Source organism: Escherichia sp. GZ89, assembly GCF_019366485.1.
GTDB classification, from domain to species: Bacteria; Pseudomonadota; Gammaproteobacteria; order Enterobacterales; family Enterobacteriaceae; genus Escherichia; species Escherichia fergusonii.
Window position 1 is genome coordinate 22862 of record NZ_JAEOHX010000019.1, and the last position, 24160, is coordinate 47021.

At 51.6% G+C, this 24160-nt stretch carries 22 protein-coding genes; 10 read left to right on the top strand and 12 right to left on the bottom strand.

Annotation, left to right across the window (positions count from 1 at the left end; genetic code table 11):
• Window positions 1-114 precede the first annotated feature (114 nt).
• The 6 genes from kdpE to kdpF are packed head-to-tail and all read right to left on the bottom strand — an operon-like array spanning window position 115 to window position 7880.
• On the bottom strand, window positions 115-792 hold the full coding sequence (gene kdpE / locus K0335_RS20745; protein ID WP_000186081.1) for a two-component system response regulator KdpE: 678 nt from the start codon (window positions 790-792) through the stop codon (window positions 115-117).
• Window positions 789-3473 (bottom strand): two-component system sensor histidine kinase KdpD, encoded by a 2685-nt coding sequence (gene kdpD / locus K0335_RS20750; RefSeq protein WP_219394074.1) that lies wholly within the window; start codon window positions 3471-3473, stop codon window positions 789-791. Before kdpD ends, kdpE begins: the two co-directional genes overlap by 4 nt.
• On the bottom strand, window positions 3466-4038 hold the full coding sequence (gene kdpC / locus K0335_RS20755) for a K(+)-transporting ATPase subunit C (protein WP_002431425.1): 573 nt from the start codon (window positions 4036-4038) through the stop codon (window positions 3466-3468). Before kdpC ends, kdpD begins: the two co-directional genes overlap by 8 nt.
• Before the next feature lie 8 nt (window positions 4039-4046).
• Window positions 4047-6095, bottom strand: a complete 2049-nt coding sequence (kdpB, locus tag K0335_RS20760; RefSeq protein WP_104919366.1) for a potassium-transporting ATPase subunit KdpB — start codon at window positions 6093-6095, stop codon at window positions 4047-4049.
• Window positions 6096-6117: 22 nt separating this feature from the next.
• The gene (gene kdpA / locus K0335_RS20765) at window positions 6118-7791 is read right to left on the bottom strand and encodes a potassium-transporting ATPase subunit KdpA (protein ID WP_160194158.1); all 1674 of its coding nucleotides are present in this window, start codon (window positions 7789-7791) and stop codon (window positions 6118-6120) included.
• Window positions 7791-7880 carry a K(+)-transporting ATPase subunit F gene (gene kdpF / locus K0335_RS20770; protein ID WP_001272653.1) on the bottom strand — a complete coding sequence of 30 codons (90 nt, stop codon included), beginning with the start codon at window positions 7878-7880 and terminating at the stop codon, window positions 7791-7793. Before kdpF ends, kdpA begins: the two co-directional genes overlap by 1 nt.
• A 312-nt stretch (window positions 7881-8192) precedes the next feature.
• On the opposite strand from kdpF, the gene K0335_RS20775 reads away from it, so the two are divergent.
• The 3 genes from K0335_RS20775 to phrB all read left to right on the top strand — a co-directional run bounded on the left by K0335_RS20775 (window position 8193) and on the right by phrB (window position 10425).
• Window positions 8193-8399 (top strand): YbfA family protein, encoded by a 207-nt coding sequence (locus K0335_RS20775; protein WP_000424924.1) that lies wholly within the window; start codon window positions 8193-8195, stop codon window positions 8397-8399.
• A 101-nt stretch (window positions 8400-8500) separates the two neighbouring features.
• The gene (locus K0335_RS20780) at window positions 8501-9010 is read left to right on the top strand and encodes a YbgA family protein (RefSeq protein ID WP_104919369.1); all 510 of its coding nucleotides are present in this window, start codon (window positions 8501-8503) and stop codon (window positions 9008-9010) included.
• On the top strand, window positions 9007-10425 hold the full coding sequence (gene phrB, locus K0335_RS20785; RefSeq protein WP_160194157.1) for a deoxyribodipyrimidine photo-lyase: 1419 nt from the start codon (window positions 9007-9009) through the stop codon (window positions 10423-10425). The genes K0335_RS20780 and phrB overlap by 4 nt, the downstream gene beginning before the upstream one ends.
• Before the next feature lie 42 nt (window positions 10426-10467).
• On the opposite strand, the gene dtpD is transcribed toward phrB, so the two are convergent.
• The gene (dtpD, locus tag K0335_RS20790; RefSeq protein WP_001041115.1) at window positions 10468-11949 is read right to left on the bottom strand and encodes a dipeptide permease DtpD; all 1482 of its coding nucleotides are present in this window, start codon (window positions 11947-11949) and stop codon (window positions 10468-10470) included.
• A 268-nt stretch (window positions 11950-12217) separates the two neighbouring features.
• Here dtpD and ybgI point away from each other — a divergent pair, with 268 nt between their 5' ends.
• From ybgI to pcp, 7 genes are all read left to right on the top strand, one after another.
• A complete protein-coding gene (gene ybgI / locus K0335_RS20795; protein ID WP_000798861.1) occupies window positions 12218-12961 on the top strand; it encodes a radiation resistance protein YbgI in 744 nt (247 codons plus the stop codon).
• 22 nt (window positions 12962-12983) lie between these two features.
• Window positions 12984-13640 carry a 5-oxoprolinase subunit PxpB gene (gene pxpB, locus K0335_RS20800; RefSeq protein WP_001188381.1) on the top strand — a complete coding sequence of 219 codons (657 nt, stop codon included), beginning with the start codon at window positions 12984-12986 and terminating at the stop codon, window positions 13638-13640.
• A complete protein-coding gene (pxpC, locus tag K0335_RS20805; RefSeq protein ID WP_104919371.1) occupies window positions 13634-14566 on the top strand; it encodes a 5-oxoprolinase subunit PxpC in 933 nt (310 codons plus the stop codon). Before pxpB ends, pxpC begins: the two co-directional genes overlap by 7 nt.
• The gene (pxpA, locus tag K0335_RS20810) at window positions 14556-15290 is read left to right on the top strand and encodes a 5-oxoprolinase subunit PxpA (protein ID WP_104919372.1); all 735 of its coding nucleotides are present in this window, start codon (window positions 14556-14558) and stop codon (window positions 15288-15290) included. The genes pxpC and pxpA overlap by 11 nt, the downstream gene beginning before the upstream one ends.
• A 68-nt stretch (window positions 15291-15358) precedes the next feature.
• Window positions 15359-16087, top strand: a complete 729-nt coding sequence (locus K0335_RS20815) for a DUF969 domain-containing protein (protein WP_024256499.1) — start codon at window positions 15359-15361, stop codon at window positions 16085-16087.
• Window positions 16084-17079: a DUF979 domain-containing protein gene (locus K0335_RS20820; protein ID WP_219394076.1), complete on the top strand. Its 996-nt coding sequence runs from the start codon at window positions 16084-16086 to the stop codon at window positions 17077-17079. Before K0335_RS20815 ends, K0335_RS20820 begins: the two co-directional genes overlap by 4 nt.
• Window positions 17080-17088: 9 nt before the next feature.
• Window positions 17089-17733 (top strand): pyroglutamyl-peptidase I, encoded by a 645-nt coding sequence (pcp, locus tag K0335_RS20825; RefSeq protein WP_000859694.1) that lies wholly within the window; start codon window positions 17089-17091, stop codon window positions 17731-17733.
• A 57-nt stretch (window positions 17734-17790) separates the two neighbouring features.
• Here the strand turns inward: pcp and K0335_RS20830 are convergent, their stop codons facing one another.
• The 5 genes from K0335_RS20830 to K0335_RS20850 form a co-directional block, all read right to left on the bottom strand.
• On the bottom strand, window positions 17791-18837 hold the full coding sequence (locus K0335_RS20830; RefSeq protein WP_219394078.1) for an AbrB family transcriptional regulator: 1047 nt from the start codon (window positions 18835-18837) through the stop codon (window positions 17791-17793).
• A gap of 148 nt (window positions 18838-18985) precedes the next feature.
• Window positions 18986-20047 (bottom strand): fimbrial protein, encoded by a 1062-nt coding sequence (locus K0335_RS20835; protein ID WP_000050582.1) that lies wholly within the window; start codon window positions 20045-20047, stop codon window positions 18986-18988.
• Window positions 20044-20775 (bottom strand): molecular chaperone, encoded by a 732-nt coding sequence (locus K0335_RS20840; protein ID WP_104919373.1) that lies wholly within the window; start codon window positions 20773-20775, stop codon window positions 20044-20046. The genes K0335_RS20835 and K0335_RS20840 overlap by 4 nt, the downstream gene beginning before the upstream one ends.
• A gap of 14 nt (window positions 20776-20789) precedes the next feature.
• Window positions 20790-23249: a fimbria/pilus outer membrane usher protein gene (locus K0335_RS20845; protein ID WP_219394080.1), complete on the bottom strand. Its 2460-nt coding sequence runs from the start codon at window positions 23247-23249 to the stop codon at window positions 20790-20792.
• Window positions 23250-23298: 49 nt separating this feature from the next.
• Complete coding sequence (locus K0335_RS20850; protein WP_219394082.1) at window positions 23299-23862, bottom strand: fimbrial protein; 564 nt, start codon at window positions 23860-23862, stop codon at window positions 23299-23301.
• Between the last annotated feature and the right edge of the window lie 298 nt (window positions 23863-24160).

Sequence of the window (24160 nt, forward strand, 5' to 3'; positions counted from 1 at the left end):
TGTTGTGATTTCGTGGTTTATATTTGCATTAAGAAATTAAAACTGCCAAATAATATTTTTGGCAGAATTAATAATAAATTAATAATTTTTTAAGCGCATTTATTGAATAAACATTCATGGCATAAAACGATAGCCAATACCGGTTTCAGTAATGAAATGGCGGGGGCGGGCGGGATCTTGCTCCAGTTTTTGTCGCAGATGTCCCATATAAATACGCAAATAGTGGCTGTGTTCGACCGCGTTTGGTCCCCACACCTGGTTGAGAAGCTGGCGCTGGGTGAGCACTTTTCCGGCATTGTTGAGCAGCACCGCCAGCAGGCGGAATTCAATCGGGGTGAGATGCACCTCTTCCTCACTGCGGTGAATCACGCGGGCAGCTAAATCGACGGTAACATCGGAAAATTTCACCAGCGGCTCGGGCGCGGTGGTGGCGGAGTGGCGGCGTAATGCGACGCGCAGACGGGCCTGCAATTCACCAATACCAAATGGCTTACTCAGGTAATCATCCGCTCCAGCATCCAGCGCGGCGATTTTGTCGCTCTCTTCGCTACGTGCGGAAAGCACAATCACCGGCACCGCGCTCCACTGGCGCAGGTCGCGGATAAACTCAATCCCATCACCGTCTGGCAGGCCGAGATCGAGAATAATCAAATCGGGCTTACGGGTTGCCGCTTCCAGCAAGCCGCGTTGCAGCGTTTCGGCCTCAAAGACGCGCATACCGTCACCCTCCAGCGCCGTGCGCAGAAAGCGACGAATAGCCTGTTCATCTTCAACAATCAGAACGTTTGTCACATATCCTCATGAAATTCTTCAAGTTCAGGGGCAGTTTGCTGGGGAAGTGTAACACGAAAACAGGCACCACCTTCCGGTCGGTTGAACGCGGTAATGGTGCCGCCGTGTACATCCACAATTGCCCGACAAATTGCCAGCCCAAGCCCTACACCCGGCACCGCCGACTCTTTATTTCCGCGAGCAAACTTATCGAATATCGCCTGCTCCAGGCCTTGTGGAAGACCGGGGCCGTTATCCCAGACATCCAGTTGTAGATTTTCGCCCTCAACGTGGGCATCGATACCAATTTCGGCCTGTGTACCCGCGTATTTCACCGCGTTCTCCAGCAGATTAATCAGCACCCGTTCAAAGAGTGGCCCATCAACGTGGATTAAGGTCAGCGGTTCTGGCAGAGAAAGATTGATGGGCGAGGATAAACCCGGTTCCAGCATTTGCAGCGCGCTGCCGATTACTTCTTCCAGCGTTAACCACTCTTTCTTCAAATTAAAGCCGCCGGACTGAATTCGCGCCATATCCAGTAGATTATTCACCAGTCGGGTCGTGTTCAGTACATGCTGACGGATCTCGCTGGCTTGGTGGGCGTGGGGCGATCCTTCGCTTGCCAGATCGAGCGTTAAGATTTCTGCCTGACCGAACAACACCGTAAGCGGTGTGCGTAAATCATGCGAAAGCGCCGCCAGCAGGGCGTTGCGGATCTGTTCACGTTCGCTTGCCATCCGCGCCTGTTCTTCGCTGGCGGTCAGCGTCAGGCGTTCCAGGGCATTGGCGACTAACAACGTAAACGTCTCCAGCAGGCGTTGCTGTTCCGGGATCATCAACTGGCGCAGATTCCCCGGTTCCACCACCACCAGCCCGTAGGTTTTCTCACCGCTTTTTAACGGCAAAATCTGGTATGGCACACCGGGTAACGTATCGGTGCCCGCGCCCGCAGGCAGGCCTTTATCAAAACTCCACTGCGCGATGGCATCTTCCCACGGCGTCATTCCTTGCGGATGTGTTAACGGCTGTAATTTACCGTTGTCATCGGGCAACAACACCTGGCTGCGGGCATGAAACGTAGAAGCAATAAATTGTTCGCTGGTGGCGGCGATGTCCTGCGGACTGCGGCCCACAGCCAGAGCTTTCGACATTTCATATAAGTGTCGTGTGCGTTGCTCGCGGTAACGGGCTACCCGCGCCTGATAACGTACGCCAGCAGTAAGATTCCCGATCACCAGCCCGACGGTTAACATCACCGCGAAAGTCAGCAGATACTGCACATCAGAGACGGCGAGCGTGCCGCGTGGGGCGATAAAAAAGAGATCGAAACTCACCACATTAATGACGGTAGCAAGCACCGAAGGCCAGCGTCCATAAAACAGTGCCACTACCACCACGCCAAGCAGATACAGCATCACCAGGTTGGCGGAATCAAACGCCATCAGCCATTGCATGGCAATTAAGGTGATAACGGCGCATAACGCGGCGGCAACCACGCATCCCTGAATCTGTACCCGCCACTTGTCTTTAAAAGAGCGGCTATCCGGCGCGTTGTTAATCGTGCGGGCGGGTGGTTCATCAAGCGCGACCAGAATCTGATCGAGATCGGGGGCGATGCGCGCCAGTCGGTCAGCAAACGTTTCCCGACGCCACCAGCGGCGCGAGGCCGGGCGACCGAGAATAATCTTGCCGAGATTATGTTCACGGGCATAACGCACTACGGCTTTTTCTTCCGCTGGATCAGAAAGTGTTGCCGTCTCCGCGCCCAGCTCCTGCGCCAGACGTAAGGCGCTGAGAATTGCCCGACGTTTCTTCTCCGGTAAGCGGTGCAGGGCAGGGGTTTCAACATACACCGCGTGCCAGACGCTCCCCAGCCGTGACGCCAACCGCGCCGCCGCGCGGACCAGTTTTTCGCTGCCGGTGTTATGCCCAATACATAAAAGAATCGCGTCGCGCGTGTGCCAGACTTTCTCTTCGCCAGGATGCCCCCGCCAGGCGCGCATTTGCTCATCCACGCGATCGGCAGTACGGCGCAGTGCCAGTTCGCGCAGGGCGATCAGATTGCCTTTGCGGAAAAAATGTTCAATGGCGCGCTCCGCCTGCCCGGCAATATAGACTTTGCCTTCTTTCAGCCGTTGACGCAGATCGTCCGGGGGCAAGTCCACCAGCACTACGTCGTCGGCAGCATCAAAAAAGGGATCGGGCACGGTTTCCCGCACCTGAATTCCGGTGACGCCGCTGACCACATCGTTCAGGCTTTCCAGATGCTGAACGTTGACGGTAGTGAAAACATCAATGCCCGCTTCCAGCAGCTCTTCAATGTCCTGCCAGCGTTTAGGATGACGAGAACCTGGCGCATTACTGTGCGCCAGTTCGTCCATTAAGATCAGCGCCGGACGGCGGGCGAGGGCGGCATCGAGATCAAACTCGCTGATATGCCGCCCACGGTACGCCTGGCGTTTGGGCGGCAGAACAGCCAGCCCTTCCAGCATTGCGGCGGTATCTTTCCGCCCGTGGGTTTCTACCACGCCAACCACAATATCCAGCCCTTGCGTCCGCAGTCGCTGGGCTTCCGCCAGCATCGCCCAGGTCTTCCCGACGCCTGCGCAGGCACCGAAGAATACTTTTAGCTTCCCCCGATGCGGCGCGGCAGTTTGTTCCAGCAGACGATCGGGGTCGGGACGTAAGGGTTCGTTATTCATCAAGCTTATCCAGCGCCAGATTGAGTTCGACAATGTTGACGACCGGCTGGCCGATATATTTCACCAGCGGTTGTTGGCTATATTTTGCGATCAGCTGCGTGAGCTGTTCAACGCTGAGATTACGCGCTTTCGCCACGCGTGGGATCTGCCAGGCCGCCGCTTGCGGGGTGATGTTATTGTCCAGCCCGCTTGCCGACGCCGTCACCAGTTCAACCGGAACGTTCGCGCTGGCATCCGGGTTAGCGGCCCGTAATGCGGCAACGCGTGCAGCGATTTGTTTATCCAGCTCCGGGTTACTGACCGCCAGATTGCTCCCGCCAGAAGCCTGTGGATTATAGGGCATTTCTGCCGTTGCCGACGGGCGACCATGAAAATAGCCGTTGCCGGTAAAATTCTGCCCGATTAATGCCGAGCCGCGCACCGTATCACCTTCGCGAATCAACGAACCATTGGCCTGCCAGGGAAACCACCATTGCCCCAGCGCGGTGGTCAGCAGCGGGTACACGCCGCCAGTAATCAATAACAGAAAGAGAAATGTCGATAATGCCGGACGTAATCCACTCATGGTAAACCTCACACCAGACCGCAAACGGTCAGCAGTAAATCAATGACTTTGATACCAATAAACGGCACCAGCAGCCCACCCAGACCGTAAATCCATAAGTTACGGCGCAACATGGCAGAAGCGGTAAGCGGTTTATAACTCACGCCTTTTAACGCCAGGGGAATTAAAAAGACGATAATCAAGGCGTTGAAAATCACCGCACTGAGGATGGCGGAGTCGGGTGAATGCAGGCGCATGATGTTCAGTGCATTTAACTGCGGATATGTTGCCGCGAACGCCGCCGGAATAATGGCGAAGTATTTCGCCACATCGTTGGCGATGCTGAAGGTAGTGAGCGAGCCACGGGTCATCAGCATCTGTTTGCCAATATGCACCACCTCGATCAACTTGGTCGGGTTAGAGTCGAGATCCACCATATTGCCCGCTTCTTTCGCCGCCTGAGTACCAGAGTTCATCGCCACCGCGACATCTGCCTGCGCCAGCGCCGGAGCATCGTTGGTGCCATCGCCAGTCATCGCCACCAAACGGCCTTCCGCCTGATACTGACGAATCAATGCCAGCTTGGCCTCCGGTGTCGCTTCGGCGAGAAAATCATCGACACCCGCTTCCGCAGCTATCGCGGCGGCAGTCAGACGGTTATCACCGGTAATCATCACCGTTTTAATGCCCATTTTGCGCAGTTGGGCGAAGCGCTCTTTAATACCGCCTTTGACGATATCTTTCAGCGCAATAACGCCCAGCACACGAGAACCTTCCACCACCACCAGCGGCGTGGCTCCCTGACGCGCAACCTGATCGACTTTTTGATCAACATCGGTAGGGAAGTGACCACCGTTAGCCTCAACATGGCGGCGAATGGCATCGACAGAACCTTTACGGATCATACGGTTGTCGATGTTGATCCCGCTCATCCGGCTTTGCGCAGTAAACGGTATAAAGGTGGCGTGAAGCGACTGCACATCGCGCTCGCGCAGGTTAAAGCGCTGCTTGGCGAGGATCACAATACTGCGGCCTTCCGGCGTTTCGTCGGCCAGCGAAGCCAGTTGTGCTGCGTCGGCCAGCGTTTTTTCCTCTACGCCCTGCGCGGGGATAAACTCTGATGCCTGACGGTTACCGAGGGTGATGGTGCCAGTTTTATCCAGCAACAGAACGTCAACGTCACCCGCCGCTTCAACGGCGCGTCCGCTGGTGGCGATCACATTGGCACCGAGCATCCGGCTCATCCCGGCGACGCCGATAGCTGACAACAGGCCGCCGATGGTGGTTGGGATCAGACAGACCAACAGCGCCACCAGTACCGTTACACTGACTGCATTACCGCCCCACGCGGAAAATGGCCACAGCGTGGCGGTTGCCAGTAAAAAGACGATAGTCAGGGCAATCAGCAGAATGGTCAGGGCAATCTCGTTCGGCGTTTTACGCCGTTGTGCGCCTTCCACCATCGCGATCATCCGATCCAGAAATGTCTCACCGGGGTTAACGCTGCACTCAATCACCAGCCAGTCAGAAAGAATACGCGTGCCGCCGATGACGGAGGCAAAATCGCCACCGGATTCACGGATCACCGGTGCCGATTCCCCGGTGATGGCGCTTTCATCGACCGATGCACCACCTTCAATAACTTCGCCATCGCAGGGGATAATATCGCCCGCTTCTACCAGCACGATATCGCCTTTACGCAGCTGATCGGCAGGAACTTTGTCTGTCGTAGCGCCATATTTCGGTTCGCGCAGTTTGCGGGCAAAGGCGGTTTTTTTCACTCCTTTCAGACTATTAGCCTGTGCTTTACTGCGGCCTTCAGCCAGCGCCTCGGCGAAATTAGCGAACAGTACGGTGACCCACAGCCATGCGCTAATTGCCGCGCTAAACAGCGCATTGCCAGGCATCGCACCGCTTGCCATCGCGATGCTAATACAGGTGGTCAGCAGACTGCCGATCCAGACGATAAACATCACTGGATTACGCCATTGCGCCTGCGGGTTTAATTTTTTCACCGCTTCTTTCAGCGCCTGAACGACAAGTGTTGGTTCGAATAGCGCCAGTTGTTTACGACTCATATTCAGTGCTCACTCAATATCATCAGGAGAGATATTCCGCCACCGGACCAAGCGCCAGGGCAGGGATAAAGGTCAGTGCGCCAACCAGCAACACGGTGCCGATTAACAGGCCAACAAACAGCGGGCCGTGCGTTGGCAGCGTGCCGGAGCTGGCGGGTTGGCTCTTTTTACTCACCAGCGAACCGGCAATTGCCATCACCGGGATAATCACCCCGAAGCGACCGACAAACATGCAGAACGCCAGTAAACAGTTCCAGAACGGAGAGTTGGCGCTTAAGCCGGCAAAGGCGCTGCCGTTGTTGTTAGCGGCGGACGACACGGCGTACAGCACTTCGCTAAAACCGTGCGGGCCAGGGTTGAGCATGGCGCTACGTCCGGCGTCGGTCATCATTGCCAGCGCCGCGCCCATCAGCACCAGCGTCGGGGTGACCAGAATCGCCAGTGCAGTCAGTTTCATCTCACGTACGTCGATTTTTTTCCCCAGATATTCCGGTGTACGACCAATCATCAGCCCGGCAATAAACACCGCCAGCAGAACGAACAGCATCATGCCGTAAAGGCCGGAACCAACGCCGCCGAATACCACCTCACCAATTTGCATCAACCACATCGGTACCATGCCACCGAGGGCGGTAAACGAATCATGCATCGCAATCACCGCACCGCAGGAAGCTGCCGTGGTCACGACTGCAAACAGGCTACTGACCAGCACACCGAAACGGCTTTCTTTACCTTCCATATTGATGCTGCTGTCCGCGCCGAGCGCCAGCAGATGCGGATTACCCTGAACTTCTGCCCACATCACCACGCCTACGCAGATGACAAAAATCACCGACATTGCCCACAGCAACATGCGCCCCTGACGGCGATCGCCCGCCACTTCGCCAAAGGCAAAACACAGTGCCGTTGGGATCACGAAGATCGCCAGCATTTGTACGAAGTTGGTCAGTGCGGTCGGGTTTTCAAACGGATGCGATGAGTTGGCATTAAAGAAACCGCCGCCATTAGTGCCGAGCATCTTGATCGCTTCCTGAGAAGCTACAGGCCCCATGGGTAACAGCTGTTGCGCCCCTTCAACAGTCGTAACCGACTGATAGGGAAGAAAGTTTTGCAACGCACCTTGTTGAATAAAAAACAGCGCGATCAACAACGCCACCGGGGCTAACACCCATAACGTGATGCGTAGCAGATCGACCCAGGCATTGCCGAGTGTGCTCATGCTCTGGCGGGTAAACGCGCGGATGAGGGCAAAAATCACCGCAATCCCGCTGGCGGCAGAAAGAAAGTTTTGCACCGTTAAGCCCGCCATCTGGCTGAAATAGCTCAACGTGGTTTCACCGCTATAAGATTGCCAGTTGGTATTAGTGACAAAGCTGACGGCAGTATTCAGCGCCAGATCCCATGACAGCCCCGGCAACTGCTGTGGATTAAGCGGCAGATAGTGCTGACCGAGCAGCATGAAAAACAGCACCGCCAGCCCCAGCATGTTCAGGCCGAGAATGGCACAGAGATACTGCTTCCAGTTCATCTCATGGTTAGAGACGCCAAGCGCGCTAAAGAGTACGCGTTCAACGCCCGTCGTACCAGGAAGAGGAATATCATTAATCAGCCACGCCAGCCCGCTGCCTAAAGGACGCGCCAGTACCATTAATACCAGTAAAAACGTGGCAATCAGTAAGAACCCTTGCGCAGCCATCAGAACGCCTCCGCATTGATCAGGGCATAAACCAGATAACCCAGTAATAAAAACACCAGCAATACGCCGGTTATCACGCCTGCACTCACAGTGCACCTCCAGTGGCCTAAAAGTGATACCGGAAGGGTAGAATTCTGGCTGCAAAGATTTCGCAAAAATCTGCGGGTGGGGTGTAAAAAAAGTATAAAAATGGCAAAAGCCATGATTTAACTAATGTTTAGTATTAATTTAACTTTTGTGTAACTTAATTACAGGGTGAATGTAAATAAACCATCAATAAGCAAAAATAAGTGGTCGGATGAGTAGTAAAATTACACAAAAGGCGGTACTATTTTCATCAGATAAACAAATTCATTTTTCCGGTGCCATTCACCGGGTAGATACAAAAGGGGGAGAAAAGTATGGAACTCTACAGAGAATATCCTGCATGGCTTATCTTTTTACGCCGTACTTATGCGGTTGCAGCGGGCGTCCTGGCGCTGCCTTTCATGCTTTTCTGGAAAGACCGCGCCCGCTTTTACAGCTACCTGCACCGCGTCTGGTCGAAAACCAGCGATAAACCGGTGTGGATGGATCAGGCCGAAAAGGCAACCGGTGATTTTTACTGATTGCTAAACATGATGTTCAAAGAAAACCGCTAACGGAGACGCTGGCGGTTTTTTTGTTTTCGCCGTCTACACTTACTCCTGTAAACCGCCCAGGAGTAGTAATGAATCAACAACTTTTTGATGACAGCACCCTTATCCGCATTTTTGCTTTGCATGAGTTACACCGTCTTAAAGAGCGAGGCTTAACGCGCGCGGCGCTTCTCGATTATCACAGCCGCTATAAACTCGTCTTTCTGGCGCATTCCCAGCCGGAATACCGCAAACTTGGCCCGTTTGTGGCTGATATTCATCGGTGGCAAAATCTGGATGACTATTACAACCAGTACCGCCAACGCGTCATTGTTTTGCTTTCTCACCCCGCCAACACGCGCGATCACACCAACGTTTTGATGCACGTTCAGGGTTATTTTCGCCCACATATTGATTCCATAGAACGCCAGCAGCTGGCGGCGCTTATCGACAGTTATCGCCGTGGCGAGCAACCGCTTCTTGCGCCGCTGATGCGTATAAAACACTATATGGCGCTTTATCCTGACGCCTGGCTTTCAGGGCAGCGTTATTTCGAACTTTGGCCGCGTGTGATTAACTTGCGCCATGCAGGAGTTTTATGACTACCCATCTGGTCTGGTTTCGCCAGGATTTACGTCTGCACGACAATCTCGCGCTTGCTGCCGCCTGCCGCAATTCGTCTGCACGCGTGCTGGCGTTGTATATCGCTACACCACGCCAGTGGGCGGCGCATAATATGTCGCCGCGTCAGGCTGAATTTATCAATGCACAACTGAACGGGCTACAAATCGCGCTGGCGGAAAAAGGCATTCCTTTGCTGTTTCATGAAGTGGATGACTTTGCCGCCAGCGTCGAAATAGTTAAACAAGTGTGCGCGGAAAATCGTGTTACTCATCTGTTTTATAACTATCAGTATGAGGTGAATGAGCGGGCGCGGGATGTGCAGGTTGAGAGAGCGCTGCGTAACGTGGTGTGTGAAGGATTTGACGACTGCGTGATCCTGCCGCCGGGGGCGGTGATGACTGGCAATCATGAGATGTACAAAGTCTTTACGCCATTTAAAAACGCATGGTTGAAACGGCTGCGGGAAGGGATGCCGGAGTGCGTCGCTGCGCCAAAAGTTCGGAGTAGCGGATCATTAGATCCCGCGCCATCTATTACGCTGAATTACCCTCGTCAGTCTTTCGATACTGCGCATTTCCCGGTGGAAGAAAAAGCGGCGATTGCGCAATTACGCCAGTTTTGCCAGAACGGTGCCGGAGAGTATGAGCAACAACGAGATTTTCCGGCAGTGGAAGGCACCAGTCGTTTGTCCGCCAGTCTGGCAACGGGCGGGTTATCGCCTCGCCAGTGTTTGCATCGCCTGTTGGCGGAACAGCCGCAGGCGCTGGACGGTGGGGCCGGTAGCGTCTGGCTTAATGAGTTGATCTGGCGCGAGTTCTACCGTCATCTGATGACGTATTACCCCTCGTTGTGTAAACATCGACCGTTTATTGCCTGGACCGACCGCGTGCAATGGCAAAGCAATCCCGCCCATTTAAAGGCCTGGCAGGAAGGCAAAACGGGATACCCAATTGTTGATGCCGCCATGCGTCAGCTTAATAGCAGTGGCTGGATGCATAACCGGCTACGGATGATTACAGCCAGTTTTCTGGTGAAAGATTTATTGATCGACTGGCGCGAAGGCGAGCGATATTTCATGTCGCAGCTGATTGATGGTGATTTGGCAGCCAATAACGGTGGCTGGCAATGGGCGGCCTCCACCGGAACCGATGCTGCGCCGTATTTTCGTATTTTTAACCCGACAACCCAGGGCGAGAAATTTGATCGCGAAGGTGAGTTTATCCGCCGATGGTTACCGGAGCTGCGCGATGTACCAGGGAAAGCGGTGCATGAGCCGTGGAAGTGGGCGCAGAAAGCAGGTGTGATGCTGGATTATCCGCAACCGATAGTCGATCACAAAGAGGCAAGGCTGCGAACGCTGGCAGTGTATGAAGAAGCGAAGAAAGGAGCCTGATAAAACGCAGCGAGCGTCTTATCAGGCATCGGTGCTGGCCTGTTAAGACTCCAGCGCCAGTGCGCGGTTTTTGAACTTAAGCGCCTGATACAGCCAAATCATCAGTACCAGTCCTACACACGCCAGTGCACCCCAGGTGATTTGATCAAACACTTCAATATATGCATTGATGGAGTAGTTGATCGCCCCGGAGGCATCAAACGAAGATTGCGATGTCTGATCGGCAATCACGCCCGCCAGATAGTTCGCAATCGCGCCAGAAAGCAGCATGTAAATGCCGGTTAATACGCCGGTCACGCCCGGAATTTCAATGCGCGTAATTTGCGACATGGCAACCGGGTCGATAAACAGTTCGGCAAAGCCCATCACCGCCAGGCCCAGCACCATCAGTGGCAGAGAAGAGTGACCATACATTGCGGACCAGCGGGCGCTTAAGGTAAGAATGCAGAATCCGGCGCTCATCAGGCCAAGACCAAGAGCAAATTTTCCCCAGATGCGCACGGTACGATTACCCGCGACGCTCTCTTTTACCACCCATGCCAGGAACACACCGCACAGCATGACCGCGAAGGCATTAATCGACTGGAACATAGCGGTCGGAACGGTATAACCAAACATATCGCGGTTAACGAAGCGGTCAATATAAAGGCTAATCGAGCTACCGCCCTGTTGTGCGAAGGCCCAGAACAACATACTGAAGAAGGTGAGCGTCACAATCAGCCCCAGCTCTTTACGCTGTTTCTGGTTTTCGGCTTTGCGATAAATTTTTGCCAGAACGCCAAGGCCAATGATAGTCGCGACAATCAAGGCGTATACCGACCACTCTTTCCAGAACAACACGGTAATCAGCGCAGGCGTTGCCACCAGCAGAACCAGCAGCCATCCCCAGTTCGGCAGCAGAAAGTTTCTGGCGCACAGCACCGTTTTGTTAACGCCACGGGTATGAGCAAAATGACGATTGCCACATAAGAAGATAACCAGACCCGCGATCATGCCAACCGCCGCCAGACCAAAGCCCATCGCCCAACTGTACTCTTCCTGGGCATAACCACAGGCGATGGGCGCGATAATAGATCCCACGTTACCTGCCGCATACATCAGCGAGAAACCGCCATCACGACGTGGATCGGTTGGCTCATACAGCTCGCCAAGCAGACAGCTTACGTTAGATTTAAACAGGCCATAGCCGCAGACGATAATCGCCAGCGAAAGATAAAGGAATGTGGGGTGGATTTCGCTTGCCCCCAGCACGACATGCCCGATAGCCATCAGCAAAGCGCCCAGCATTACCGCCATTCGGTTACCAAGCACTTTATCAGCCAGGTAGCCACCCAGAATCGGCGTAACATACACCAGCGAGCAGTAAGCACTGAACAACGCGTAGGCGTGATTGTCGTCATATTTCAACTGGTTAGTAAGATAAAGAATGAGCAGAGCGCGCATGCCATAGAAGCTAAAATATTCCCAAATTTGCAACGCGACGACGTAGTAAATCGCCCGTGGCTGTGATGCTTGTTTATTCATGTTATGTCCTGGGAGTGAATGCCACACAGCCAGCATAATATGCTGCGTGCGTGTGTTTCCTTAAAGTTATCGCTTTGATACAGATTTGATTGTTTGTGCAATATGCTGTCTGAGTGCATAAATATACACTAACCTGCTCAAGGTTAAAGATACAATTTACGTTGTGATAAGGTGGGTTTGTTTCTGAATATGTCAAAAGATTGGCTATCGACGAACTGCCGTGAGAACGCTATTTTAACTGAATGTAAAAACAATGTAGGGCGCGATGATGAAAAACACCGAACTGGAACAATTAATTAACGAAAAGCTGAACAGCGCGGCGATCAGTGACTACGCGCCAAATGGCTTGCAGGTTGAAGGCAAAGAGACGGTGCAAAAAATCGTTACCGGTGTTACCGCCAGCCAGGCACTGCTTGATGAAGCGGTACGCCTGGAGGCCGACGCGGTCATCGTGCATCACGGTTATTTCTGGAAAGGCGAATCTCCGGTGATTCGCGGCATGAAACGCCGTCGTTTAAAAACCTTGCTGGCTAACGATATCAACCTGTATGGCTGGCATCTGCCGCTGGATTCCCATCCTGAACTGGGCAATAACGCACAACTGGCAGCATTGCTTGGCATCACCGTCATGGGCGAGATTGAGCCACTGCTGCTATGGGGAGAACTGACTATGCCTGTTCCGGGGCTGGAACTGGCTTCATGGATAGAAGCACGGCTCGGGCGTAAGCCTCTGTGGTGCGGCGATACCGGGCCAGAGAGGGTGCAGCGCGTAGCCTGGTGCACCGGCGGCGGACAAAGCTTTATCGACAGCGCCGCCCGTTTTGGTGTTGACGCATTTATTACCGGAGAAGTCTCCGAACAAACGATTCACTCTGCCCGCGAGCAGGAGCTGCATTTCTATGCCGCAGGGCACCATGCCACCGAACGTGGCGGTATTCGCGCTCTGAGTGAGTGGCTGAACGAAAATACTGATCTGGATGTGACCTTTATTGATATTCCAAATCCTGCATAACTAACTATTAGAGGGAACGAAAGTGCAACGAGCGCGTTGTTATCTGTTAGGTGAAACGGCGGTAGTGCTGGAACTGGAGCCGCCAGTCACGCTGGCCAGCCAGAAACGTATCTGGCGACTGGCGCAGCGTCTGGTGGATATGCCGAATGTCGTGGAAGCGATACCGGGTATGAACAATATCACGGTAATTTTAAAGGAACCGCAATCGCTGGCTCTGGATGCGATTGAGCGTTTACAACGCTGGTGGGAAGAGAGCGACGCACTGGAGCCTGACTCGCGCTTTATCGAAATCCCGGTAGTTTATGGTGGAGCAGGTGGCCCCGATCTGTCTGTTGTCGCAAGTCACTGTGGGTTAAGTGAAAAGCAGGTGGTAGAGCTGCACTCGTCAGTGGAGTATGTGGTCTGGTTCCTCGGATTCCAGCCAGGATTCCCTTATCTGGGTAACTTACCGGAACAACTGCATACCCCTCGTCGTGCAGAACCACGCCTGAGTGTTCCGGCAGGTTCTGTGGGAATTGGTGGGCCACAGACGGGGATCTACCCAATTCCAACACCTGGCGGCTGGCAGTTAATTGGTCATACATCGTTGAAATTGTTTGATCCCACACGGGATGAGCCCATCTTGTTGCGCCCAGGAGATAGCGTGCGCTTTGTACCGCAGAAGGAGGGAGTATGCTGAAAATCATTCGCGCGGGAATGTACACCACTGTTCAGGATGGCGGTCGTCATGGTTTTCGTCAGTCTGGGATCAGTCACTGTGGCGCACTGGATTTGCCTGCATTACGTATAGCGAATCTGTTGGTAGGTAATGCTGCCGATGCGCCAGCACTGGAAATCACCCTTGGGCAGTTAACGGTTGAATTTGAAAGTGACGGCTGGTTTGCCCTGACGGGAGCTGGTTGTGAGGCGCGGCTGGATGACAATGCTGTCTGGACAGGCTGGCGCTTACCCGTGAAGGCCGGTCAGCGTTTAACACTTAAGCGCCCATTGCATGGGATGCGCAGCTATCTGGCTGTCGCGGGAGGCATTGATGTTCCTGCGGTAATGGGATCATGCAGTACTGATCTGAAAGTGGGGATTGGTGGTCTCAAAGGGCGGTTACTGAAAGATGGCGACAGACTTCCCATTGGCAAAGCAACGCGTGCGTTTATGGAAGCACAAGGGGTAAAACAGCTACTGTGGGGCAACCGTATTCGCGCCTTGCCAGGGCCGGAATATCATGAGTTTGATCGCGCTTCACAAGAGGCATTCTGGCGTTCACCGTGGCAGTTGAGCCCGCAAAGTAACCGCATGGGATATCGCCTTCAGGGGCAAGTGTTAAAACGCACGACTCAGCGTGAAATGCTTTCTCATGGTCTGCTACCTGGTGTGATACAGGTGCCGCATAACGGTCAGCCAATCGTATTGATGAACGATGCGCAAACTACCGGTGGATATCCGCGTATTGCCTGCATTATCGAGGCTGACATGTACCATCTGGCGCAAATCCCGCTAGGACAGCCAATCCACTTTGTGCAGTGCTCGTTGGAGGAGGCGCTAAAAGCGCGTCACGATCAGCAGCGCTACTTCGAACAATTAGCATGGCGGTTACACAATGAAAATTGATCTTAACGCAGACCTGGGTGAAGGCTGCGCCAGTGATGCAGAGCTTCTTACGCTGGTGTCATCTGCCAATATTGCCTGTGGATTTCACGCCGGAGATGCGCAAACCATGCAGGCAAGCGTGCGTGAAGCAGTGAAAAACGGTGTGGCTATCGGCGCGCATCCGGGTTTTCCTGATCGGGAAAATTTTGGCCGCACCGCGATGCAGCTGCCGCCGGAAACGGTTTATGCCCAGACGCTATACCAGATAGGAGCGCTGGCAGCGATTACTCATGCTGAAGGGGGAGTGATGCGCCACGTCAAACCTCATGGCATGTTGTACAACCAGGCAGCGAAAGATCCGCAACTGGCGGATGCCATTGCGAAAGCAGTCCACGCCTGTGATCCGGCACTTATTCTTGTCGGGCTGGCTGGAAGCGAACTGATCCGCGCCGGGAAACACTACGGTCTGACAACACGCCAGGAAGTATTTGCCGACCGGGGATATCAGGCAGATGGTTCGCTGGTACCACGCAGTCAACCAGGTGCTTTAATTGAAGATGAAGAGCAATCGCTTGCGCAGACGCTGGAGATGGTGCAAAACGGGAGGGTAAAAAGCATTACTGGTGAGTGGACTCCTGTCGAGGCACAAACGGTTTGTTTACATGGTGACGGGGAGCACGCTCTCGCTTTTGCCCGTCACCTTCGCGCCGCGTTCCTGGAGCGTGGAATCGCAGTACAAGCATAAATATAAAAATGCTGCGTCATAAGGCGCAGCAAAATCACAACAACACACGTTACAAACAGGATGAGTTTATGGGAGAGGCTATATCTCTATGGCCACTGACGGGTATTGCCGTCATTGTGGTCGGATTTCTTTTACGCTTTAACCCGGTGCTGGTGGTGATTGTCGCCGGGATCGTGACTGGGCTGGCAGCGCAGATGCCGATCGCCACGATCCTCGAAAAGCTGGGTGAAGGGTTTCTTAATACTCGCAATCTGCCGTTTATTCTGCTGCTGCCACTGGCAGTTATCGGTCTGCTGGAGCGTCACGGGCTTAAAGAGCGCGCTCAGGCGTGGATTGCCAAAATTCGTAGCGCCACATCAGGACGCCTGCTGATTGTTTATCTTTTCATTCGCGAATGCACTGCGGCACTGGGATTAACCAGTCTTGGCGGGCAGCCGCAAATGGTGCGTCCGTTGCTGGCCCCGATGGCAGAAGGCGCCGCGGAGAAAAAGTATGGACCGTTGCCCGGAGCAGTGCGTTATCGTCTGCGGGCGATGTCGGCAGCGACTGATAACGTCGGGCTGTTTTTTGGCGAAGATATTTTCGTTGCCTTTGGTGCGATCATCTTCATGCATAACTTTATGCTGGAGTCTGGCGGTATTCAGACTGAACCATTGCATATTGCCCTGTGGGGGATCCCTACAGCGATTTGCGCTTTCCTGATCCACGGCGCGCGGTTGTGGCGTTTGGATCATTATCTGCATCGTGAATTAAGTAAAGCCAATGGCACCACGGTAGAGAAAGGAGAAGTGCAATGAATTTTCAGCAAAGCTGGCTTTACTGGCTGGCAGGGATCGTCCTGCTGATCGTGTCGGTGATGTCCTGGCAGGATAAAGCGAACCCGCGCCGTGTGACCACCGGGCTGTTCTGGGGCATTTACGGCCTGTTGTTTTTGCTTGGCGACTGGACGTACTCATTGGTTGGCGATAAACGCACGGTCAATATTGCGGTCGGGGTGGCAGTTGTACTCATGGCGCTAATTGCTGGTTTTGGTGGCGTTAAGTTGGGGCGTTATCACCAGCGTACTCCACAGCAGCGCGAAGAGAGTGCCCAACGGTTGGGCAATCGGCTTTTTTATCCGGCACTGGCGATTCCGTTGGTCACGGTGATTGGTGTACTGATGTTCAATCACATTCCCGGTTTGCAGGAAGCGCTATTTGGTCCTGGTAATCATTCGACACTGGTGACCCTGTTTTCCATGACGGTGGGTACGCTGATTGGCCTGGCGATGGGGATCAAAATGACCCATGAGCGGGTATATCAGCCAATTCAGGAAGCGCGTCGGCTTCTGGACTCCATTGGCTGGGCGTTTATCTTGCCGCAAATTCTCGCCACGTTGGGCTTGCTGTTTACGGCTGCGGGTGTTGGCAATGGTATTTCGTATCTCACTCAGGAATATCTGGCGGTAGATAGTCGATTTATTGCAGTAGCGGTTTATACCATTGGTATGGCATTGCTGACGATGGTGATGGGTAATGCTTTTGCCGCCTTCCCGATTGTGACTGCTGGGATCGGCATTCCTATTCTGGTGCTTCAACATGGTGGTAACCCGGCGGTAATGGCCGCTATCGGGATGTTCTCTGGTTATTGTGGTACGTTGATGACGCCGATGGCGGCGAATTTCAATATCGTACCTGCTGCTTTGCTGGAGCTGCCGGATAAAAACGCGGTGATCAAAGTCCAGGTGCCGACCGGCCTGATGCTATTGCTGGTCAATATTTTCCTGATGTATTTCCTGATGTTTTTATAAGGGGGCAGGATGAAAACCGTTTTAATCACCGGTTTTGAACCATTTGGTGGTGAGCAAATTAATCCTTCATGGGAAGTGGTTTCGCAGCTCGATAATGCGATTCTTGGTGGCTGTCGGGTGGTGGCACGGCAATTACCGTGTGTGTTTGGTGAGTCGTTAGCGGTGCTGAATTCGGCAATTGATGCGCTTTCGCCATCGGTGGTGCTGGCAGTAGGACAGGCTGGTGGACGAACTGATATCACGGTTGAGCGCGTGGCAATTAACGTTGATGATGCGCGGATCCCGGATAACCGTGGCAACCAGCCGGTTGATGTACCGGTCATCCCTAATGGTCCGGCAGCCTGGTTTAGCACTTTACCCATAAAAGCAATGGTTTCAGCGATACGGGAGGCTGGCATTCCGGCTTCTGTATCCCAGACGGCGGGAACCTTTGTCTGCAATCATGTGATGTACGGGCTATTGCATAAATTAAGCAGCATGGCGGATGTTAAAGGGGGATTTATTCATATTCCCTACCTGCCTCAACAGGCAGCGGCACACCCAGGAGCGCCGAGCATGGCGGCAGATACCGTGCGACGAGCACTCGAAACCGCAATTATTACGGCGTTGTATGTCGATGCCGATATTATCGTGGCAGGTGGAGCGACACATTAATAACCAGGTGCATTGTGTTGACTATCACTCGCAGCCATACTGCGGCCGGGCATTGTCCTAAGTTGTTCGTTTCGGCGCATATGTTGAGATAAACCGCGCAATGGCTGGCCCCGTCAGTAAAATGCTAAACAACCGCAGGGTTTGCATCGCCATAATGAGCGCCATATCGGCGTTGCTCCCTGCGGCAATGACTGCCACTGTATCAAGTCCACCAGGGCTTGTGGCGAGATAGGCAGTCATAAAATCAATCTGCATAAAGTAAGTTAGCCCCCATGCCATCCCGGCACAAATTGCCAGCAAAGCAAAGATTGAGGCCAAAATTTGCGGCAGTGGGCGTAAGGCGCGCAGCAAAATTTGCTTATCGAATCCCAGACCAATACGCCAGCCAATACCCATATAAGCAAGCGCCAGCAGCCATTCCGGCATTTCAATAGTGATGATTTCACCAGACTGGAGGAATGCGCCTGTAAGCATCGGTAGCAACATGGTGCCGGAAGGGATGCGCAATTTAATGCCAATAAAACCTGTCACGCTCGCCAGAATCAGCGTACTGAGTAAATTCAGGCTAACCGGAGGGAACCATACCATTTGTTGGCTGGTCGTTTCGGCGCTGTCGCCCATTATCATCCGCGTTACCAGCACCGCTGCCCCGGCAACAAACAGCACCCGTAGATACTGCATAAATGCCACCAGGCGGATATCGGCACCATAATCCTGGGCCATCGCGACCATTGCTGCCGCTCCGCCGGGAGAAGATCCCCATGCACCTGTATTACCAGGAAGTGAGCTGTAGCGCACCAATAGCCAGCCAAATGCGGCGCTGGAAAATAGCGTAATCAGTAATATACCCAACACGACGGGCCAGTTTTGCGCAAGGGTGGTCAGTATGGACCCGGTAAGATTCTGCGCAATCATGCAACCAAGAATGGCTTGTGCGGCAAGGAAGGCGGAGCGGGGGAGTTGTAAGGTAGCACCTTTCATACTGATGATAATTCCGGCCACCATTGGGCCGAGCAATAATGCCGCAGGAAGATGCAAAGCCAGAAATAGCACGGAAAGAAGAATTGATAATAAAAATAATAAACTCCACTGCAAAACTGGCATCCCATGCTCTCCGCAACTGCCCCTGATATATCGATACAGCATAAAGAAAGCCAGATTAAGAAAAAATATCAGCAATCAAGAAAATTTGAAAAATAGCAAAATAGTTGAGAAGTCTGCCCCTCTGGGTGGAAAAGGGCAGTACAGGCGATCAGTTGTAGTTAATTTTAAACAGCACCACGGTGTCAAAGGGGCCGGGTTGAATAGGTGTTCCTGTAATAGAGGACAATTCTGCTGTATAAGTTTGCTTATAAATGAGCATATCGCTGGTGAAGTCGGCATATTCCGTATATTTGTTAAAGGCATAGGGCGAGGCGTTTTCATCCAGTAATCGCAGTCGTAAACCATTGCCGATCAACAGGGCTTTGTCTTCCTCCACCAGAGTTTCTTCGGTGTAAAATGAGGAACTCACTTTAAAGCCATCTGTACACTGGCTATTTTGTGATTTCGTCGTCTGGATACTAAATGTTTTAGTCATATTATGGCGGCGAATATCAAGCACATTAAAGCGACCAAAATCAATCATCTGATTAGCCGGTTCAATCGAAAAATTGACACTGCAATCCAGAACGCGGATATTTTCCAGACCTTGAATATGATATTTCAGGTTTTTTGCGCCGGGATCTTCGTTAATGCCACCTTTGCCGTCAAATTGCACCACAATATAATCGCTGAGCGGGCTTTGATAGTCATGAGGAGGCATTTCGCGGATTTTGACATACAAACGCATTCGGGCAATAAAAGTTCGTTTTTTGTGTATATTTTCAGGATCACCGGAACAGAGTTTACTCTGCCATCCCATGGCAATAATTTGTTCTGGTGTGTAGATGTCAATATTTTTGCTATCGATACATTGTGTCGTGTCGATACTGCTTTTTCCCTGACTGGCATCGTAATCAACACCGTTATAAGTGACACCTAATTGGTAGTAACGATCCTGTACTCCTGGATAGGGGTTTACCCAGGCGTAAACATGTTCGCTTTCAAAGTTACCATTGGTATTGTTGTCGCAATAAACAGGAATTTTGATATCGTCAGACTCCCAGATTTTATCTCCTGGTCTGGCATTTGAAGGTACAGCGAAAGGAAGTATTCCCTCTGATTTTTCAACCGGGCCGCCAGCATTACCAAAATAACAGTCCAGTGCCAGTGCAGCTTTAAGGGGTATAAACAGCAGGCTGAAGATAAGCAATACGCTTTTGCAGAGACTCATTTATTCTCCTCGACAGGCTGTAAACGGCACTCGCCCTGGCATTTTAGGGTATTCATGCGCAATGCACCGTAATCGTCCATATAACCGAGGTAAAACTGATTACCTGTATAATTCCCCGTAGCCGTTGAAGCAGTACTAAAAGGGGCAATCATCATACTTTTAAACCCCGGAAGCACGCCCTTCACATCCCGCCCCAGATAGGCGATTGTCAGATAATAAGGGGTCGGATTTTTCATTATCAGTTGGTTATTCTGCTGATTAACCTGTAGCTGTTGCTCGACGTGATCGCCGGTTTTCTTACGTAATGCAGCAGGTCGCCAGAACAATTTAATTCTGCTCTGGACGGCAACCTGTAAAACGGCATGATCATTGTTTTTATCGGGGGCGGGAGGGATTTCTCGTAAATTGTAATAAAACAGCGTTTCCCGATCAGCAGGAAGTTGCGTGGTTGAGGCTTGTTTAACGATACGCACCTGGGAAGTTGCTTTGGGCTCCAGACGCTGAATGGGGGGCAAGGCTACCAGCAGGTCATCGCTTTTCTCGCCCTTTTCGTTTTCTATCCATGAGTAGGCCAGATAAGGGAGTTTATCGCTGCGGTTTTCCACTCGCAAACTGGTTGCTTTGTTGTTGTCATCAAACACAATGCGCGTGCGATCTGGTTGGAGAGCAGCATGACTGTACAGACTGGTTGTTAATAGAATAAGGAACATGCCTTTGCATATTGTCATTGTCTTTTCCTTAATTAATGACACGGGAGAATCAGACGCTTTGAGGTATCTTCCATGCGTTCAGGAAGGTGAATAGTGCAACTCCGGTTATCTCCCCAGAGGACAGTAAACTGTTGATTCTCATCCACGCCGCTAAGCCATGCGTGCCCATCTTCGCTCACCATTCCCACGCTAACACCCCGTGTAGTTTGTTGGATATCCGCACCAAGCGGGGGGAACTGTCCACTGGCCTGGCGAATAATGACACTGAGATCTTTGCCGGAACGAGAGGCCATAGATTTAAAGCCAATCGCTCCTTCAATCCACGTTTCTTTAACTATATTTTCAGAAATGGTAACGCCTTCAGGTAAGTTGTTCATATTTATGGCAACTGTTGAAGGCTGGTAGCTGGCGACAAATGGCACCACTGCAATACCAAAGTGGTTGGTGTAATCGAGATTGCCCTGAACGGGGATATTCGCGACACCATCGGTACTGACCATTAAACGCGGTTCGTTAGTGGAGCTGCGGCGATGAAATGCTGCGCCATATTGCGTGGCGGTAAAAGAACCACTCCAGCTGGAACTGGCGGAAGTGTAATCATTAGTAGCGTATGTTCCGGTGAGATCCCATTCGCCGACAGAACTGAGATGCTGGTAATTGCCACTGACCTGCGCACCATTATCGGGGCGATCTGATTGCAGCCCGGCGGACATTCCCCAACTATTGTGTTCATCCAGTGTGTCGTTCCATGACATGCGGTGTGTGGTGGTGTTGCTGCTGTTTTGCAAGTCATAGCCGAGTCGGCCACCTTCACCAACAGGTAGCGAGATCGAGAAGTAAATCTGGTTGTCGCGTTTTTTGTCTTCGTAATGGGTGGTGTTAAATGAAGTCGAGACCGAAATATCTTTCCAGTCACCGATATCCACATTAAACCCGGCGGTTATATTTGCAGTTGTAGTGGTATCGGCATTCCACCATGTCTGACGCAGCAGGTTGACGTTAAGGTTAAGATTTAGTGGCGTGATCGGTTGGCTTGCAGAAATACTAATGGTCTGCTTTTCGTCGTGGGTATCGGCATCATTATATTTATGATCAATATAATTGGCGTAACTATGAAATTGGCGATCAGAAAAGCGGTAAGCCGCTAAAGAGAGCAAACTGTCGGTGGCATCTATTCGTTTGCTGTAGTTAACACGATAACTGTAGCCTTGCTCATCTTCTTGCTGATTAAACTGACTTTTGGCCCAGGTCACGTCGAACGAGAGCGCCCCCAGCCAGAGCATATTTTGCCCGATACCCAGCGCCCCGGAGTGATAATCATCCCCGGAGAGGAGCATACCACCATAGAGTGAAGTATTGGAAAGAACTCCCCAGGACACTTCGCTACTGAGAAAGGTTTCATTTTCAGTATGGTGTGACATTGAAGTGCGTGGGCGCCCGGCTGCCAGTTTATAGCGCACTTGCCCTTGACGTGTCAGGAAGGGGGTAGAGGCAGCGGAAATCTGAAAACTGTTAACCCGGCCATCTTCTTCGGTCACTTTGACATCCAGAGTGCCTTGTACTGATTGATTGAGGTCGTCAACAATAAACGGGCCTGGTGGCACTTTCTTCTGATATATCACCCGACCATTATGACTGATGGTGACAGTGGCATTGGTTTGGGCGATGCCACTGATTTGTGGAGCGTACCCCCGTAACTCCCACGGCAACATCCGATCATCACTGGTCAACGCCGCGCCTGTGTAAGAGAAACCTTCGAAAATATTAGAGCTAAGATCCGTTTCGCCGAGAGTTAAGCGGGCGCCTGGTTGCGGTAAGGGGCGAAACAGATATGTTCGCGAAATGATAGCCGATTCGTCGCGGTGGTCACCGCTGTCAGACTGGTTTAGTTGGTAATCACTACGCAGTCGCCACGCTCCGGCGTTGAGTCCGGCAGTGCCGTAGGCATTTAAATTGGTATTATTGCTCCCTTCTTGTGGACGATACGTGCTGGCAAACAGGTTGTAATCCAGTAATACACCAGGTACACCCGCATTCCATGTTGAAGGCGGAGTCCAGTTTTCTGAGTGCCAGGCAAGCCAGGCCTGTGGAATTGTAATATTAAGCTGTTGATTGCTTTGATCGAATACGAAAACAATCTCAGGCCTGGATTTAAAATCGACACAATTATTAACTATCGGTAATGACTGGCGGACTTCATCTTTCAGGCCAAATTTATCCATCAGAGAACTATCTATACACGCCTTGATTTGGTCTCCTGCTTTCTGCCAGCGAATTTTTTGCCCACTGCTGATTTGATTATTATTTATGACGATACTGACAAAATATTCACCGGGAGCAATAGCATTTTTTTCTTTGAGTAACGATAAATCGATACTGTCGCGCATTGATTTATCAAGAACGTTAAGATTGAACTCCACTGCCAGAGCGGAAGGTATTACCGCCGCCAGACAGAAAATAATAGAGAGTCGGTAAATATTCACGGTGTCCATACCTGATAAATATTTTAAATAAGGCGGCAGGAGGCCGCCTCGGTTGAACTTACTTATATTCCAGTACGTAGGTTGCATTCGCCGTGACTGCTCCCGGCGTTACTGGTGTTGCTTGATCAAGTTGTTCCATCCAGGCGAAGAAGTTCAGCGTCTGCTCAGTTGAGGCTGGGATCAGTTCAATATCAGGGGTCGCAGTACCTAACGTGATATTGCTCTGATTTTTATTCATTAAGCGAACACCGACACCCGTTGCTTCTCCGGTACTGGTATTACTGAGGATTGGGTCCGCATTGGTCGTTTTCGCTGAACTATCAAAGGTAACGGAGACTTTGGAGATTTTGCCGCCAGAACCATTATTAGAATTTTCCAGATCACAATGGATTAAATGAATATCAACGGCAATCGCATCACTGTGGTGTGCCTGATTAATATGGTTGGTAGAAACTTGACCGAGTTCAACTTGTTTATCAATGTCGTTCTGACTAATTTCACATGGTGCTTCAATGACTTCCCCTTTGAAATGAATTTCACCGGAACCTTCATCAGCAGCATAAGCAGTAGAGGCAAGCAATAAAGTTATTGCCGTGGCGATCAATATTTTTCCTTTAAACATAACAGAGTCCTTTTAGTGGATTGAGAAATCGCGACTGTTCGTATAATAAATGGAATTCAAGCTAAAGTATTTCGACTTATACTTAATTGATTATTAAGTTATATTTATTTTGCGATAACACATTGAATTCATTGTGAATCGGTGATGTTGTGGTGGTTTTAATATGAGAAAGTAAAGATTAAGATATTTCTAAGTGTAATAATGTTGTAGAGAATTAATAAATATATATTCTAAATAATTCGAGTATGTGCACTGTTGTTGCGGATTATTCGGCACATCCATGGGGCTCAGCACTTAT